The sequence below is a fragment of the Hwanghaeella sp. 1Z406 genome, from assembly GCF_048892425.1.
GTDB lineage: Bacteria > Pseudomonadota > Alphaproteobacteria > UBA8366 > Aestuariispiraceae > Pacificispira.
In genome coordinates this window covers 241,915-258,716 of record NZ_JBLZHU010000006.1, presented here as the reverse complement: position 1 = coordinate 258,716, position 16,802 = coordinate 241,915, and the positions used below count along the sequence as shown (strand labels likewise).

Here is a 16,802-nt window from a genome sequence, read left to right as displayed (position 1 = left end):
CGCGCCGGGCTTATTCGGCCGCGGCAGGCATGGAGGCGGCCTGAATTGCCTGCCAGATTTTCTGCGGTGTTGCGGGCATGGAGATATCCTCTACCCCAAGCTCATGCAGGGCGTCCAGAACAGCGTTGATAACCGCTGGCGGGGACCCGATGGCACCAACTTCCCCGCACCCTTTAACGCCCAATGAGTTATGGGCGCATAGTGTGGATTCGGTCGTAGCCACAAAATTCGGCAGATTATCCGCGCGAGGCATGCAGTAATCCATGTAGGAGCCCGATGTGAGCTGTCCATTGTCATCATATTCACAGGCTTCCAGCAGGGCCTGGCCGATACCCTGGGCCAAACCGCCATGGATCTGTCCTTCGACGATCATTGGATTGATGACCCGTCCGACATCATCAACAGCGGTCATGTTAATCACCTCAATCGTGCCGGTATCCGGATCGATTTCCACTTCGCAGATATGGCATCCACCTGGATAGGTGAAGTTCATCGGGTCATAGAAGGCATTTTCTTCCAGACCCGGCTCCAGCGTTTCATGGGGATAGTTGTGGGGCACATAGGCGGTCAATGCGACCGTCCCGAAATCAACTTCCTTATCCGTGCCCGCAACCGTGAATTTGCCATCCTTGAATTCAACATCCTCGGGGGAGGCTTCCATCAGATGAGCGGCGATTTTGCTGGCCTTATCCACGACCTTGCCCAAAGCCTTCATGATGGCCTCGCCGCCGACCGCGAGAGAGCGGGAGCCGTATGTTCCCATCCCAAATGCGATACGGTTCGTATCCCCGTGTTCAATATTGATATTTTCTAAGGGGATACCAAGGGTTTCCGAAACCAGTTGTGCAAAGGTTGTTTCGTGTCCCTGACCATGGCTGTGGGACCCGGTATAGATCGAAACCGATCCCGTCGGGTGCACGCGGACATTGGCCGATTCGAAAAGTCCAGCGCGGGCTCCGAGTGATCCAACCACCGCCGAAGGGGCGATACCACAGGCTTCCAGATAGGTGGAGATTCCTATGCCACGCAGTTTACCGCGTTTGGCGGCCTCTGCCTTGCGTTGGGGGAAGTCATTCCATTTCGACAGTTCCATCGCCTTTTTCAGGGTCGCCTCGTAATCGCCGCTGTCATATTGCAGGGCAACTGGTGTCTGATAGGGGAAGGCATCGGCGGGGATGAAGTTCTTCTGCCGAATGGCAACCTGATCCATGCCCAGTTGCTTGGCAGCCTTGGTCACCAAACGCTCCAGCAGATAGGTTGCTTCGGGGCGACCGGCACCGCGATAGGCATCGACGGGCACGGTGTTGGTGAAGATCGCCTTCACATTGACGTAGATCTTGGGCGTTGTATAGACGCCCGCCAACAATGTGGCATACAGATATGTCGGCACACAGGTTGCGAAAGTGGAAAGATAGGCCCCCATATTCGCCTTTGTATAAACCTTCAACCCCAGGAATTTACCGTCCGCATCCAGCGCCAGGTCGGCATGAGAGATATGGTCGCGACCATGCGCATCCGACAGGAAGCTTTCTGACCGTTCCGCCGTCCATTTGATCGGGCGACGGACTTTTCCAGCAGCCCAGGTGACAATCGCTTCTTCGGCATAATGATAAATCTTCGATCCGAAGCCGCCACCGACATCCGGGGCGACAACGCGCAATTTATGTTCTGGCAATTGCAGCACGAATGCGCCCATCAACAGCCGGATCACATGTGGATTCTGGCTGGTGGTGTACAGGGTATATTCGCCGGTGCCTTTGTTATAATCCCCAACGGCTGCACGGGGTTCCATCGCATTTGGAACAAGGCGGTTGTTGGTTAGATCAATAGAGACAACATGGGCGGCATTCTTAAATTCCGCATCCACTTCGGCTTCGTCGCCCAATTCCCAGTCATAGCACATATTGTTGGGCGCAGCGTCGTCATGAACCAGTGGCGCGCCGGGGGCGATGGCTTTTTCGGTATTGGTGACGGCAGGCAACTCCTCATAATCGACTTCGATCAGTTCTGCCGCATCTTTTGCCTGGGAATAGGTCTCAGCGATAATAACAGCGACCTGATCGCCGACATGGCGGACCTTGCCCTGAGCCAGGGCAGGGTGGAACGGCTCGTTCATTGGGCTGCCGTCTTTATTGTTCACGCCCCAGCCGCACGGGATGGACCCAACCTGCATATCCTCGCCCGTGAAGACCGCGACAACGCCCGGGGCAGTTTTTGCCGCTGCGGTATCAATGCCCTTGATCTTGGCATGGGCATGCGGGCTGCGCAGGATGTACGCGTAGGTTTGATTGGGTTGATTGATGTCGTCCGTATAATTGCCGCGTCCGGTTAAAAAGCGGAAATCCTCTTTGCGCTTCACAGAGGCGCCGATCCCAGTAGCACTCATGACGTTTCTCCCTTGGGTGATCCCGACGATACGGGACTGCCTGTTTGCTGCGCCGGAACATTTATGCCGTTCTCTTTTGGCGCGCGAATAGTCCTAACGCTCCTCTTTCTGCGGCTACTCTGCGGCAGCCTTTTGACCTTTCATCGCGGCCGCGCCGGCGGCAATGGATTTCACGATGTTATGATAGCCGGTACAGCGGCAGATATTGCCTTCCAGCCAGTCGCGGATTTCATGTTCGGATGGGGACGGGTTGTTGTTCACAAGGTCAATCGCGCTCATCACCATCCCTGGCGTACAGAAACCGCATTGCAGACCGTGATTGTCCCGGAAGGCTTCCTGCATCGGGTGCAGCACATCTTCATTTCCAGCCAGACCTTCAATGGTCATGACAGTTGATCCATCGGCTTCTACGGCCAGCATGGCGCAGGATTTAACCGAAGCCCCATCGACATGAACAACACAGGCCCCGCATTGGCTGGTGTCACAGCCAACATGCGTTCCCGTCAGATGAAGATTCTCACGGATGAATTGGACAAGCAGAGTCCGGGGCTCAACAGTGCCAGAAACCTGCTTTCCGTTCACCGTCATTGAAACGGATGGCATAGATTAGTCCTCCCTTATGACGTGATATGCATGGCGATAAAGAGCCATGTTCTTACCAATGAGTGTGGAACTGACAGCGCGTGCGGTCAAGTCCGGTTGCACCCACAATCCTGTGAATTCATGATGACAGGCTGCCCCCTGGGGAAATGTTATCGATGAACCCCTAATTCCCCGCGCCAGGCATCGGGGCTTCGCCACCAAAAACCAGGGACAGGCCCAACATGACCAGAACCAGGATCATGATCCATTGCATTGGCGTCAGCCCCCAGCGCTTGGCGGTTTGTTTATGCACCGCGTCGACGGCTGCGCGTTTCGCCTCTGCCTTGATCGCATCCCGATCAACAGGCGTTTCCTTTGGCGCAGGGCGGGGGGGCTGTTCCGCTTCCGATTGATGCGTTTCGGGTTCAGGCGATGGGGCAGATTCTGCCGGTTCTGCGGGGGCTTCCGGTGTGGTGTCTGCAGGTGTGTCCGAAGCAGCAGGGGCTGCCGGTGCCGCAGAAGCCGCCCCTGAATCGCGTTCCTGCGCAATGACGACAAATTTATCGAAGAAATCTGTCGCATATTTCTTGGCTGTTGAATCAACCAGGCGCGCGCCGATCTGTGCCAGTTTTCCACCAACCTGGGCATTCACTTTATAGGTCAGGATTGTATCGCTGCCCTCTTCAACCAGGTTTACATCGGCGCCCCCTTTCGCAAAGCCCGCTGCGCCGCCTTTGCCTTCCCCAACGATGGTGTAGCTTTCCGGCGCATTCACATTCTCCAGGCGAACGGCCCCTTTGAAGGTTGCGCTGACCGGGCCGACTTTTGCTTTGACGGTGGCTTCAAAGCCGCCTTCTTCGGTGCGGTCCAGGGATTGGCAGCCCGCGATACAGGCTTTCAGGACTTCCGGATCGTTCAGCGCTTCCCAAACGGTTTCACGCGCCGCTGGAATGCGATACTCGCCAGTCATTTCCATTAGATAATCCCTTTCATTTCGTCGCGTTCATTCGATTCAGGTATCAATATCGCCACTTGGCACTCGATTTGCTATACCAATTCAGAACAGATTTGAAAATCGGGAGACGAAATAGGCATGACTGTACCGATTGTTTCGTCCGCGCTGGACGTGGCGTTATGGTTCTTTGACCAATCGCGCCGCGATGATCTGCATTTGCCGGCGCAAAAGCTGCAACGTCTGTTGTGGATCACTCAGGCCCTGTATGCGGCGGAAAACCATGGACGGATGTTCATGCCTGCCACCTTTGTTGCGGAAGAAACCGGCCCGACGGAACCAACAGTCTTTCATGCCTTCGAAGACAGCCGCCCGCCCATTATGATGCGCAAGCTGGTGCCTGTCGCGGATAATTTCCTAAATCGCATCTGGCGGAAATATGGCCACCATTCCGCCGACTATCTGAATCGTATGATGACCCATAACGATGTTTATCGCCGTGCCTATCGCAAGGAAGCGGGAACCGTCATACCATTTGAACAGATCGCCCAGCACTTTACACAAAAGCCGGAGCCCAAAGCTCAGGTCAAAACCTCCGACGGGCGGATCCTGCGAAAATGGATGCCCTCTGCAAAGCCCGTTCTGCGACAGGGATAATGTCGCAGGGAGCCAGCTAAGACTTTCCCAGACATGATTTGATTGTTTACAGTGCGGGCATGGGCGCACCATTCTGGAGTCTGCCCTGCTATTGAGGAGTTTCGTATGCCCGGAGTCTTCGGGTCTTTCTTTGCACTGTTGGCAAGCATTGCGCTTTTGTACGGTGGCAACACCCTGATGGGGACATTGCTGCCGGTGCGGGCAGGACAGGAAGGCTTTAGCGCAATATTCGTCGGGGGCATGGGGACTGGCTATTTCATCGGGTTTATTCTGGGGTGCCAGTTGACGCCCTGGCTGGTGCGCCGGGTCGGGCATATCCGGGCCTTCGGGGCGATGGCCGCCATCGCTGCCAGCAGCAGCCTGTGTTTCATCCTGTTTCTGAACCCCGTCGCCTGGATCGGTTTCAGGTTCATCTATGGTGTTGTTGGTGCCGGCCTGATCATGGTCGTGGAAAGCTGGCTGAATGAACGGGCAGGGGCCAGCAATCGCGGTCGGGTGCTGGCACTATACACCCTGTGCTATATCGGCGCCCAAATTGCCAGTCAGCAGCTCTTTATTTTTATTCCCGCGAAAGATTCCACGCTGTTTATGGTCGCATCGATTGTGGTGTGCCTGTCATTGGTCCCCATCGCGCTGACCACTTCACAGACACCAGCCCCCCTGCGGACCGCTAAACTAAAAATGGGACCTTTATATAGAACGTCCCCTGTTGCGACATTAGGGTGTTTGGGGGTTGGGCTTGCCAATGGTGCTTTTTGGAGCCTGTCACCCCTTTATGCTCAGGGGATCGGATTATCGACCCAGACGGTCGGGATGTTCATCACCGCTGTAATTCTGGGCAATGCGGTCCTGCAATGGCCGATCGGTTGGCTGTCGGATAAGCTGGATCGCCGTATACCCGTCCTGATTTGTTTCTTCGGCGCGGCGACGTTGGGACTTGCGCTGTCCTTTATCAATGGTGTCGTTCTGACCCTGGCCGTGGCGGCTGTCTATGGCGCATTCGCACAGTCAATTTATGCCATTCTTGTCGCCCATGCCGGGGATCGAGCGGAACCAGAAGATTTTGTGTCCACCAGTGGTGGCTTGCTGTTGCTGTATGGGGTTGGTGCCTTGATCGGGGCCCTGCCTGCGGCAACCCTGATGGATTTGTTTGATTATCACTCCCTGTTCTGGTGGACAGCAGCGGTGCATGGCGGCATGGGCTGTTACATCCTGTTTCGGATGCGTCAACGCCCGGGGCGGATCGAACCATCCGGCGAAGGCTTTCAGCCGGTGCCAAAATCTACCCCCGCGGCCGTTGAATTGGATCCCCGCGCCGATTCTTCACCCAGCCTTGAAGAGGAAGATGCAGAGCGGGAAGCGGCATCCCGGTCGACTTGATCTATTGGAACAAGGGTATTAGACACAAAGACCATCACATAAGCGCCTGACAGGGGGGCGTGACCAGAAACAACGGTCCAGAGGGTATGAATGCGGTGCTGATTTCAAACAGGATTGGTCTATCAACGATTGGCGGCGCTGCCGTTTATCTTCTGACGGCGTTTATCGGGCCGGCCTTTGCGGCGGGTGAAGGGGTACCGCATTTGAACGGTGCGGATTTACAGCTTCTTTGGATTGTTCCCTTTGTTGGGATTCTGTTGTCAATCGCACTATTCCCATTGGTTGCGCCGAATATCTGGCATCATAATTTTGGCAAGATTTCCGCCTTCTGGGCGCTGTTGTTCCTGATTCCATTTACGATCTTCTATGGCTTTGAATTGGCCTTGTTTGAGCTGGTCCATGTCATGTCCCTGGAATACATCCCCTTTATCATCCTGCTGTTATCCTTGTTCACGGTTGCGGGCGGCGTGCGGGTGAAAGGGTATCTGCAAGGGGCGCCAATTGTGAATGTGGGGATCTTGTTGATTGGCACATTCATCGCCAGCATCATGGGGACAACCGGGGCGGCGATGCTGCTGATCCGGCCCTTGATCCGGGCAAATGAAACCCGCAAACATCAGGTCCATACTGTTGTTTTCTTTATCTTTCTGGTTGCCAATATCGGCGGGTCCTTAACGCCTTTAGGGGACCCACCCCTGTTTTTGGGTTTTCTGAAGGGGGTCTCTTTCTTCTGGCCGACTGTCCATATGTTCCTGCCCATGGTCGTAGCGGCCAGCATTCTGTTGGTTGGTTATTTCTTTGTTGATAGCTATCTGTATCGCAAGGAACAGAAGGAAGGGTTGCATGTGGAAACCCCGGCTGAGGAAGATCGCCATCCGATCCGGTTGGAAGGGGGGATCAATATCCTGCTATTGGCCGGTGTTGTCGCCTCTGTGCTGATTTCCGGAATTTGGAAGCCGGGCATTGATTTCGAAATTTATCATGTGACCATTGATTTGCAGAGCCTCGTTCGGGACGTCGCCCTGCTGGGCCTGGCTGTTTTGTCCTGGATTCTGACATCCCGGCAAAGCCGCGAAGCCAATGGCTTTAGCTGGTTTCCCATTCTGGAAGTCGCAAAGCTGTTCGCAGGAATATTCATCACAATCATCCCCGCAATTGCTATTCTGAAGGCAGGGACTGCGGGCGCATTGGAACCGGTCGTATCGCTGGTCACCCATAACGGGGAACCTGTGAATACGATGTATTTCTGGGCTACGGGAGTCCTGTCCAGCTTCCTGGATAATGCGCCGACCTATCTTGTATTCTTCAATACCGCAGGTGGCGACCCGGAGGCCCTGATGGGACCGATGGCGAATACGTTGCTGGCAATTTCCGCCGGGGCGGTCTTCATGGGGGCCAATACCTATATCGGGAATGCCCCGAACTTCATGGTCCGGTCTATTGCAGAAGAGCGCGGGATTCCAATGCCCAGTTTCTTTGGGTATATGCTGTGGTCGGGCCTGATCCTGCTGCCGATATTCGGGCTGATCACCATTCTGTTCTTTGTCTAAATAAGACCAGACTGGCGGTGCGACAGCAGTACGGTTAATCGCGGAATCAATGCGACATCAACAGGGGCACCTTTGAATGCCCTATCACATAGCGACTGGCGGAGCCGAACAGCTTGTCCAGCATGGAACTGTGACCATAGGCCCCCATCACAATCAGATCGGCCTTTACCTCATCGGCCAGATCCAGAATCTCCTCACCAGCATGGCCGGAGCGGGAGTGATTGATATGGTCCGCTTTGATCCCCCGGCGCGCCAGATATTCCAGGACTGGCTTTGCCAGATCTTCGCCAACTTTCGGCGCTTTGCCACAGGTGAACAGTTTCACATGCTTCGCCTTTTCAATCATCGGCAGGGAGTCACGCAACGCCCGAATGGCTTCCTTTGAATAAGTCCAGGCGATCAGAACCGAATCGAAGGATTTCAGATCCACCTGATCCACCCCCTTTGGCAAGACCAGAACGGGGCCACCGGCGCCCATCACCAGTTTTTCCGGTAACTGATAAATCAGACGGTCTTCAAAATTATCAAAACTGACCTGGTTCAGGATCGTCAGATCAACGTGATACACTTCTTCCAGCAAGTGTTCTAAATGATCTTCCTCGCCATAGGCCCATTCCCAAGAGATCCCAGCCGAGTCACAAAATTCCCGGACCTGCGCTTCAATCGCACCGGCCTTTTCCTTAGCCGCAGACCGCGCCTCGTGCAGATAAAGCGAGGAGGCGCCACGTCCTTCGGCACCGGCTGGCATATGGACAGGCATCGCCACATACAGGGCAATTAAATGGGCATCCAACTGTTTGGCGATACCAACCGCCGCCTTTAATCGTGTTTCTCGATCAGGGTCGGGTGCAAGGTGAACCAGCAGTGTCTTGATCGACATAAATAACATCCCTTTGCGGCTTTTGCGTTTTCTGACGTAAAACTACCGCCCGGCTTGTATCATTGCAATGCAGGCAATTGCCTTTCAAGCACGTCGATGCCACTTGCTATACCGACCACGCCACCTTATCGAAAGAATATGATGCAATCCGACAGCAAGCCCAAGAATGCGAAACGCCGTGTTCACTTCAAGACACTGTTGTCGGTCGTTCCTTATTTATGGCCAAAGAATCGCACCGGGATAAAGCTGCGCGTGATTGCGGCCATGGGTGCGCTGGCTTTGGCAAAGGTCGCCAATGTCTGGGTGCCCCTGTTCTACCGCGATGCGGTGGATGCGCTCGATAAGCTCTCCAAAACTATGGATACAAGTACATCAACCACAGCGGCGGTCGCGACGGGCGCTGGCATTGCGGCCATTCCGGTTGCCTTACTGTTGGGTTATGGATTGATGCGCCTGATGGCGGTGCTGTTTCAGGAATTGCGGGAAGCGTTGTTTTCCCGTGTCGCCCAGAATGCCATCCGCACGGTCGCCCTGAAGACATTCGAACATCTGCACGGCCTGAGTCTGCGTTTTCATTTGGAACGTCAGACCGGCGGTCTGTCGCGAGTGATAGAGCGGGGGACCAAGGGCATCGAATTCGTCCTGTCCTTCATGCTGTTTAATATCATTCCGACCTTGCTGGAAATTGGCATGGTCTGTGGCATTCTGTGGGGCCTTTTTGATATCAGCTATGCGCTTGTCACCTTTGTGACGATCGTTGGCTATATCGCTTACACGCTGTTGGTGACGGAATGGCGGTTGAAATATCGGCGCCAGATGAATGAAAGCGATACCGTCGCCAATACCAAGGCCATCGATAGCCTGCTGAATTATGAAACCGTCAAATATTTTGGCAATGAGGGGCACGAGGCCCGGCGCTATGACCATGCCCTGCAGCGCTATGAGAATGCGGCGGTACGCTCAATTACCAGCTTGTCAGTGGTAAATGTCGGGCAGGGGGCCATCATTGCCGTGGGACTGGTTGCCCTGATGTTGATGGCTGCCAATGGGGTTGCTGCGAGCGAGCTGACATTGGGTGATTTTGTTCTGGTGAATACCTATCTGATTCAGCTTTATCTGCCGCTTAACTTCCTGGGGTTCGTTTATCGTCAGATCCGCCAGAGTCTGACGGATATGGAAGATATGTTCCAACTGATGGGCGTTCCTTTCGAGGTTCTGGACAAGCCGGCCGCGGTTACGCTTGAAAATCCAGAAGGGGTGTTGCGGTTTCAATCGGTGGATTTCGGCTATGATCCCCGTCGCCCGATTCTGAAAGGGGTGGATTTCACAGTCACGCCGGGCAAAACCCTGGCGATTGTCGGACCATCCGGGGCCGGGAAATCGACGATCAGCCGATTGTTATTCCGGTTCTATGATCCCAGCGCCGGCTCTGTGACGCTGGATGGTGTCGATTTGCGCGACGCAACGCAGCACAGCGTGCGTGCCGCTATTGGAATTGTCCCCCAAGATACTGTCCTGTTCAACGATACCATTGAATACAACATTGCCTATGGTCGCCCAACCGCCAGCCGCGAAGAGGTTCAGGCGGCGGCCAAGCTGGCACGTATTCATGAATTTATTGAAAGCCTGCCGGATGGCTATCACAGCATGGTTGGTGAACGCGGTCTGAAGTTATCCGGCGGCGAAAAGCAGCGCGTCGCAATCGCGCGGGCAATCCTGAAAGGGCCGCGCATCCTGTTGTTTGATGAGGCAACATCCGCCCTGGACACCGCAACCGAGCGGGAAATCCAGAAATCCCTGCGGGAGGTCAGTCAGGGCCGCACAACGCTGGTCATCGCACACCGTCTGTCGACCGTCGTTGATGCCGATGAAATCCTGGTGATGGATGCGGGCCGGGTGGTGGAGCGTGGCACGCATGCGGATCTTGTGACATCCGATGGTGTCTATGCCGCGATGTGGCGCCGCCAACAGGAAAGCACGGACGGAGCATAATCGTCACAAGTTTGCTTGCATTCTAAGGGGTGGCGGTTTATAGCCGCGCTCAACACACACACGGAGCTTCCGGGATGTGGCCGTCATAGGGTCCGTTCCGTCCGGTGCCAGGGGATAAAATCCTGGCTAACCAAGGCTTCGTGGAGGATCAACCGGAGAAGCAAAGGAGCCATTTTATGGCCGTGCCAACTTTTACCATGCGTCAGTTGCTTGAAGCTGGCGTCCATTTCGGACACACCACCCGTCGCTGGAACCCGAAGATGAAACCGTTCATCTTTGGCGAACGCAATGGCATTCATATCATTGACCTGGAACAGTCTGTTCCAATGCTGACCCGCGCGCTGGAAGAAGTCGGCCGTGTTGCTGCTGCTGGCGGTCGCGTGCTGTTCGTCGGCACCAAGCGTCAGGCACAGTCCATCGTGGCTGAAAACGCCCTGAAATGCGGTCAGTACTATGTCAATCACCGTTGGTTGGGCGGCATGCTGACCAACTGGAAGACAATCGCAAATTCAATCAAGCGTCTGAAGACTCTGGAATCCCAGTTCGAAGACGAAGCAAACCTGCAAGGCCTGACCAAGCGCGAGCGCCTGGGTCTGGAACGCGAAAAGGAAAAGCTGGATCGCGCCCTGGGCGGTATCAAGGACATGAGCAACGTCCCGGACGTTATCTTCATCGTCGATACCAACAAGGAATCAATTGCGATCAAGGAAGCCAACAACCTGAATATTCCGGTTATTGCGATCCTCGATTCCAATTCTGATCCAGATGGCGTGACCTTCCCGGTACCGGGCAACGATGATGCCATGCGCGCCATTAACCTGTACTGCGATCTGGTCGCGGGTGCGGTTCTGGGTGGATTGCAGGAATCGATGACGGCTTCGGGTGTTGATCTGGGTGCGGCGGCTGAACCTGCTGTTGAACCTGCCCTGGAAGCAGAATCGGCTGAGGCCCCTGTTGCAGAAGAAACGGCAGCCCCTGCTGTTGAAGAAGCCGCAGCAGAAGACGCACCGGCACAAGACGACGCAAAAGTCTGAGGATCGTCGGGAATATTTGTCGCGACCGTCACTTTGTCACAATTCTGTGGCACAGCGACGGGACGCGCGGCGAACCGTTGTTCCCGTAGCCTAACAATTTGAACCGAGAGACGAGAGGAGCATTTCCATGGGCCAGATTACGGCAGGCATGGTGAAGGAACTGCGCGATACGACCGGCGCAGGCATGATGGATTGTAAGAAAGCATTGGCAGAAACCGATGGCAATATGGATGCCGCAGTGGATTGGCTGCGCACCAAGGGCCTTGCCGCTGCTGCCAAGAAAGCCGGACGCGTTGCCGCCGATGGCCTGGTTTCGGTCGTTACCGACGGGACCAAGGGCGCGCTGTTGGAAATCAATGCGGAAACTGACTTTGTTGCCCGTAACGAAGGCTTCCAGACATTTGTAAGCGACGTCGCCATGATCGCATTGACGGAAAATGGCAATGCAGAGAAGGTCCTGACCGCAGCCTATCCCGAAACGGGTCGCACGGTTCAGGAACAGCTGACCCATAACATCGCAACCATTGGCGAGAATATGAGCTTCCGTCGCTGCACGGCGCTGTCGGTCAATGATGGCGTGGTCGCGGGTTATATTCACAGCGCGGTTGCACCGGGCCTGGGTAAGATCGGTGTTCTGGTCGCCCTGGAATCAACCGGCGACAAGGCGAAGCTGGAAGCCTTGGGTAAGCAGATTGCGATGCATATCGCAGCCGCCAAGCCTGAAGCCCTGAATATTGAAGATGTCGATTCCAGCAATCTGGAGCGGGAACGCGCCGTGCTGGTCGAACAGGCTCGCGAATCAGGTAAGCCTGAAAACATCATTGAGAAAATGGTCGAAGGCCGTATCCGCAAATACTATGAAGAAGTAGTGCTGCTGGAGCAGGTATTCGTGATCGACGGTGAAACCAAGGTTCGCAAAGTGGTGGAAAACGCCGCAGCAGATGTCGGTGCCCCTGTTAAACTGAGCGCTTTTACGCGCTATGTCCTGGGTGAAGGCATCGAAAAGAAGGAAGAAGACTTCGCAGCAGAAGTCGCAGCTGCCGTCAAAGGCTGATCCTGACTGCTTTAAAAGGGGGCCGCTTCCAGATTGGGGCGGCCCTTTTTTGTTGCTTTTGTTTTGCCTGAATCGGGGGCTCAGGCCACAATGCGCCCGCTGGAATAATCCCGCCCCAAAGATCTGATCCGTGGAGAATGTGTATGCCCACCGAAACCGGGACCCTTGTCTACAAACGTGTTTTGTTGAAAATCTCCGGCGAGGCCCTGATGGGGGATAGGGAATTTGGATTAGATCCGGAAATAGTGGGGCGAATCGCAGACGAGATTATCAGCGTGCGCTCAATGGGCTGTGAAATCTGTCTGGTCATCGGCGGGGGCAACATCTTTCGCGGAGTTTCGGGCGCGGCTAAGGGAATGGAACGCACCACGGCCGATTACATGGGAATGCTGGCTACGGTCATGAATGCCTTGGCAATGCAGGCGGCCCTTGAGGCCAAGGGCGTTCCGACACGCGTTCAATCCGCTATTCCCATGGCAACGGTGTGCGAGCCCTATATCCGCCGCCGCGCCACGCGCCACATGGAAAAGGGCCGCATTGTCATATTCGCTGCGGGCACAGGAAATCCTTTCTTCACCACAGATACAGCCGCTGCCCTGCGCGCATCCGAAATGGACTGCGATGCGATGTTGAAGGCAACGAAGGTGGATGGGGTTTATACAGCGGATCCGATGAAGGACAGCACCGCGACACGATATGATCGATTAAGCTATCATCAGGTTTTGACCGATGATTTACAGGTCATGGATGCCTCCGCCATAACTTTGTCACGCGAGCGCAATATTCCGATCCTGGTTTTCTCGCTTTATGATCCAGGTGCGTTTGCAAAGGTTGTGTGCGGCCAAGGGCGCTTCACCATTGTTACGGACGCTGTGTGATGATCGGTTGGACCCAACCGGGCAAACCAGTTAAAAGGATCACGGTTTAAGCAATCAAAGAGATCCCAAGGGGATCCAGATTAGTGGGAAAGAACGATATGTCTGCAAAAATTAAAGATCTGCGCCGTCGTATGGATGGGGCACTTGATGCATTGGCGACGGAATTTCAGGGTTTGCGGACTGGGCGCGCCTCTACGGACCTGCTGACCCCCATCCATGTTGACGCCTATGGTGCCTCAATGCCGCTTAATCAGGTGGCCAGCATTTCCGCTCCTGAACCCCGCATGTTGATGGTCACGGTTTGGGATAACAGCATGGTAAAGGCGGTTGAAAAGGCGATTCGTGAATCAGATCTGGGCCTTAATCCCATGACTGAAGGCACGGTGATGCGTATTCCCTTGCCGGAATTAAACCAGGAACGCCGCGCCGAATTGACAAAGGTTGCCGGCAAATATGCGGAACAGGCACGCATTGCGATCCGCAATATTCGCCGCGACGGGATCGATACCCTGAAGCGGGAAGAAAAAGACGGTGATATCGGTCAGGATGAGCTGCATAAAGGCCAGGATGATATTCAGAAATTGACCGATGAGTTCGTCGCCAAGGTCGATGCAGCCCTGGCTGAAAAAGAAAAGGACATCATGCAGGTCTAACGGATCAAGCTTACTCCTTCCCAAAAATGGTCTTTAGCATGGATGCAGATCACGACACCAAACCCACGCCAAAACATGTTGCAATCATTATGGATGGCAACGGTCGATGGGCTAAACAGCGGGGCCTTCCTAGGCTGGCCGGGCACCGTAAAGGGGCAGAGGCTGTGCGGGCAGCGGTCGAGGCTGCGGGCGATATGGGGATCGAGTATCTGACCCTGTTTAGTTTCTCGTCCGAAAACTGGCGCCGGCCGGAAACCGAAATCAGTGATCTGATGGGCCTATTGCGTCGCTATCTGAAGTCTGAAATTGCGGAATTGCACGGCAAGAATATCCGCTTTCGGGTGATTGGGGAGCGTAAACGTCTGGCCCCCGATATTCAGAAATTGGTGGAAGAGGCGGAACGCACCACAGAGCATAACTCACGCCAGACCCTAACGCTTGCGCTGTCCTATGGCGGTCGGGCGGAAATCACCGATGCGGCCCGGCGGATTGCGCAATCTGTGAAATTAGGATTGCTGGAGCCTGACGCCGTTAATGAGGCCCTGTTTGAAAATTACCTCTGGTCGGTGGGATTGCCCGATCCGGATCTGATCATTCGCACCAGCGGTGAAAAACGCATCAGTAATTTTCTGCTGTGGCAATGTGCCTATGCAGAACTGTTCTTTACCGATGTATTCTGGCCTGACTTTGACAAATTAGCGTTTCAGCAGGCGGTAGATGATTTTCGCCGCCGTGATCGACGCTATGGCACGACCGCGCATTACGCATGACCGACCCGGCCCCGACACTTTCTCCCAAGCTTGCGTCTGATCTGAAGGTTCGGGCCATTTCCGGCTTTGTGCTGATCCTGATTGCCGCGATAGAGCTGTATATGGGCGGCACGTTTTTTGTTATCTTTGTTGCAGCCATGGCCGCAGGCATGATCTGGGAGGCCCTGGATCTGACCGGGGTTCAGCGGACTGGCCCGCGTTTGCTTGCGATGGGGTTATGCGCGCTTGGTCTGTTGGCGATGATCCCAGCCTTACCGAATCAGGGATTTCCGGTCTGGGTTGCCTTATTATTGATGGCGGGGACCCTGCTGGTCGCCTGGGCGGCATCAACGCGCAAGCGCGCCTTTCCCATGGGAATGGTTGCCGCCGCGTCAGTTTGTCTGGCCTGTTTGACAATGGTTTTGTCTGAGTTGCGGGCAGATTTTTACACGATTCCGCCGCTTATCCTGTTGGTGCCCGCGGTGATCGGTACTGATATCGGGGCTTATTTTACAGGACGCCTTGTTGGCGGGCCGAAGCTGGCCCCCAGGGTCAGTCCAAACAAAACATGGTCTGGCGCAATTGGGGGCGTGGTTTCCGCCATCATTTTGGGCTTGGTGACGATTTATCTGTTCCATGGGGACCTGGTACCGCATTCTGAACTTGAAATGGTGCTGATGTTGGCCGGATTATCCGTGTGCTCCCAAATTGGGGATCTGGTGGAATCCTGGTTGAAGCGCCGAGCGGGACGAAAGGATTCCGGAAACTTGATCCCCGGTCATGGCGGCTTACTGGATCGATTTGACGGGTTTCTGGGGGCATCCCTATTGGGGCTGGGGCCGTGGCTGCTGTATCAGGAGTTTGGGGGCATGATTCCATGACGGGAAAACGCCGCGTGACCATTCTGGGCGCAACCGGCTCTGTCGGGCAAAGCACCCTGGACCTTATTCGTCGCGCGCCCGATCGGTTTGATGTCTATGGATTAAGCGCGCATCGCAATGTTGCCGCCCTGGCGCGGGATGCCAAAGCGTTTGGGGCCAAGGTCGCCGCCATTGCGGATGAGGCGCTGTATGCTGATTTGAAGGCTGCATTGGCTGGCAGTGATTGCATGGCCGTTGCAGGGGAATCGGCGGTCATCGACCTGGCTTCACAGCCAGTGGATTATGTCATGGCAGCAATTGTCGGCGCGGTGGGTCTGAAGCCGACTTTGGCGGCGGTTCGGACCGGCACCTGTGTTGCCTTCGCCAATAAAGAATGTCTGGTTTCAGCTGGTCCTTTAATGATGCAGGAAGTTGCCACCCATGGCGCGACGCTGCTGCCGGTGGATTCAGAGCATAATGCGATATTTCAGGTCTTCGAATCGCATAACAGGGCTGCGATTTCACGATTGATCCTGACCGCGTCTGGTGGCCCGTTCCGAACCTGGAGCGCCCTGGAAATGGTGGCGGCAACACCAGATCAGGCCGTTGCCCATCCCAATTGGGCGATGGGGGCGAAAATCTCCATCGACTCCGCCAGTATGATGAACAAGGGACTGGAACTGATTGAAGCGCATTATCTTTTCGATATGCCGGAAGATAAAATTGAGATCGTGGTTCATCCGCAATCGGTGATCCATTCCATGGTTGAATATGCCGATGGATCGGTTCTCGCTCAGCTGGGCAGCCCCGATATGCGAACGCCAATTGCCAATACCCTGGCCTGGCCCAATCGCATGGAAAGCCCATCTGCCAGACTGAATTTTCTGGAAACCTGTCGATTGGATTTCGAAGCCCCTGATCCGGCGCGCTTTCCCTCTCTGCGATTGGCTCGGGATGCCTTGATCGCGGGGCCACATGCCCCATGTATCATGAATGCGGCGAACGAGGTTGCGGTTGCAGCTTTCCTGAAAGGGCAGGGACGTTTCTGCGATATCTGGGAAACGGTCGAACGTGTTATCGATGCAATTCCGGCGCGCGCATTAGACAATTTGGACGCTGTTTTCGCCTTGGATGAAGAAGCCCGGGCGAGGGCATTGGAATTCACCGCGCAGGCGGCGGAATAAAGGTAAGGACC

General features: G+C 55.0%; 15 protein-coding genes. 11 read left to right on the top strand and 4 right to left on the bottom strand.

The genetic code is table 11. From position 1 onward, the window contains the following. Positions 1 to 10: 10 nt before the first annotated feature. From ACOSDR_RS13795 to ACOSDR_RS13785, 3 genes are all read right to left on the bottom strand, one after another. The gene (locus ACOSDR_RS13795) at positions 11 to 2,386 is read right to left on the bottom strand and encodes a xanthine dehydrogenase family protein molybdopterin-binding subunit (protein WP_420724079.1); all 2,376 of its coding nucleotides are present in this window, start codon (positions 2,384 to 2,386) and stop codon (positions 11 to 13) included. A 114-nt stretch (positions 2,387 to 2,500) separates the two neighbouring features. Then, complete coding sequence (locus ACOSDR_RS13790) at positions 2,501 to 2,989, bottom strand: (2Fe-2S)-binding protein (RefSeq protein WP_420731623.1); 489 nt, start codon at positions 2,987 to 2,989, stop codon at positions 2,501 to 2,503. 163 nt (positions 2,990 to 3,152) lie between these two features. Beyond that, positions 3,153 to 3,944, bottom strand: coding sequence for an SRPBCC domain-containing protein (locus ACOSDR_RS13785; protein ID WP_420724077.1), 792 nt, complete (start codon positions 3,942 to 3,944; stop codon positions 3,153 to 3,155). A gap of 117 nt (positions 3,945 to 4,061) precedes the next feature. Between ACOSDR_RS13785 and ACOSDR_RS13780 the strand changes: the two genes are divergently transcribed. Genes ACOSDR_RS13780 through ACOSDR_RS13770 form a run of 3 tightly spaced genes read left to right on the top strand, consistent with a single transcriptional unit; the run spans position 4,062 to position 7,507 of the window. Then, on the top strand, positions 4,062 to 4,577 hold the full coding sequence (locus ACOSDR_RS13780) for a Panacea domain-containing protein (RefSeq protein ID WP_420724076.1): 516 nt from the start codon (positions 4,062 to 4,064) through the stop codon (positions 4,575 to 4,577). A gap of 51 nt (positions 4,578 to 4,628) precedes the next feature. After that, a complete protein-coding gene (locus tag ACOSDR_RS13775) occupies positions 4,629 to 5,957 on the top strand; it encodes an MFS transporter (RefSeq protein ID WP_420724075.1) in 1,329 nt (442 codons plus the stop codon). Between the two features lie 59 nt (positions 5,958 to 6,016). Beyond that, positions 6,017 to 7,507 carry a sodium:proton antiporter gene (locus ACOSDR_RS13770; protein ID WP_420724074.1) on the top strand — a complete coding sequence of 497 codons (1,491 nt, stop codon included), beginning with the start codon at positions 6,017 to 6,019 and terminating at the stop codon, positions 7,505 to 7,507. A gap of 46 nt (positions 7,508 to 7,553) precedes the next feature. Here the strand turns inward: ACOSDR_RS13770 and ACOSDR_RS13765 are convergent, their stop codons facing one another. Next, a complete protein-coding gene (locus ACOSDR_RS13765; RefSeq protein WP_420724073.1) occupies positions 7,554 to 8,387 on the bottom strand; it encodes a universal stress protein in 834 nt (277 codons plus the stop codon). A gap of 138 nt (positions 8,388 to 8,525) precedes the next feature. Here ACOSDR_RS13765 and ACOSDR_RS13760 point away from each other — a divergent pair, with 138 nt between their 5' ends. From ACOSDR_RS13760 to ACOSDR_RS13725, 8 genes are all read left to right on the top strand, one after another. Beyond that, positions 8,526 to 10,379 (top strand): ABCB family ABC transporter ATP-binding protein/permease, encoded by a 1,854-nt coding sequence (locus ACOSDR_RS13760; protein WP_420731622.1) that lies wholly within the window; start codon positions 8,526 to 8,528, stop codon positions 10,377 to 10,379. A 176-nt stretch (positions 10,380 to 10,555) separates the two neighbouring features. Further along, positions 10,556 to 11,413 carry a 30S ribosomal protein S2 gene (rpsB, locus tag ACOSDR_RS13755; RefSeq protein WP_420724071.1) on the top strand — a complete coding sequence of 286 codons (858 nt, stop codon included), beginning with the start codon at positions 10,556 to 10,558 and terminating at the stop codon, positions 11,411 to 11,413. A 127-nt stretch (positions 11,414 to 11,540) separates the two neighbouring features. After that, the gene (tsf, locus tag ACOSDR_RS13750; protein ID WP_420724070.1) at positions 11,541 to 12,467 is read left to right on the top strand and encodes a translation elongation factor Ts; all 927 of its coding nucleotides are present in this window, start codon (positions 11,541 to 11,543) and stop codon (positions 12,465 to 12,467) included. 143 nt (positions 12,468 to 12,610) lie between these two features. Further along, complete coding sequence (gene pyrH, locus ACOSDR_RS13745; protein WP_420724069.1) at positions 12,611 to 13,345, top strand: UMP kinase; 735 nt, start codon at positions 12,611 to 12,613, stop codon at positions 13,343 to 13,345. A gap of 98 nt (positions 13,346 to 13,443) precedes the next feature. Continuing rightward, positions 13,444 to 13,998, top strand: a complete 555-nt coding sequence (gene frr, locus ACOSDR_RS13740) for a ribosome recycling factor (RefSeq protein ID WP_420724068.1) — start codon at positions 13,444 to 13,446, stop codon at positions 13,996 to 13,998. Between the two features lie 38 nt (positions 13,999 to 14,036). After that, positions 14,037 to 14,768 (top strand): isoprenyl transferase, encoded by a 732-nt coding sequence (locus tag ACOSDR_RS13735; RefSeq protein ID WP_420731621.1) that lies wholly within the window; start codon positions 14,037 to 14,039, stop codon positions 14,766 to 14,768. Beyond that, a complete protein-coding gene (locus tag ACOSDR_RS13730) occupies positions 14,765 to 15,628 on the top strand; it encodes a phosphatidate cytidylyltransferase (RefSeq protein ID WP_420724066.1) in 864 nt (287 codons plus the stop codon). Before ACOSDR_RS13735 ends, ACOSDR_RS13730 begins: the two co-directional genes overlap by 4 nt. Beyond that, positions 15,625 to 16,791, top strand: a complete 1,167-nt coding sequence (locus ACOSDR_RS13725; protein WP_420724065.1) for a 1-deoxy-D-xylulose-5-phosphate reductoisomerase — start codon at positions 15,625 to 15,627, stop codon at positions 16,789 to 16,791. Before ACOSDR_RS13730 ends, ACOSDR_RS13725 begins: the two co-directional genes overlap by 4 nt. The last annotated feature ends 11 nt before the right edge of the window (positions 16,792 to 16,802 follow it).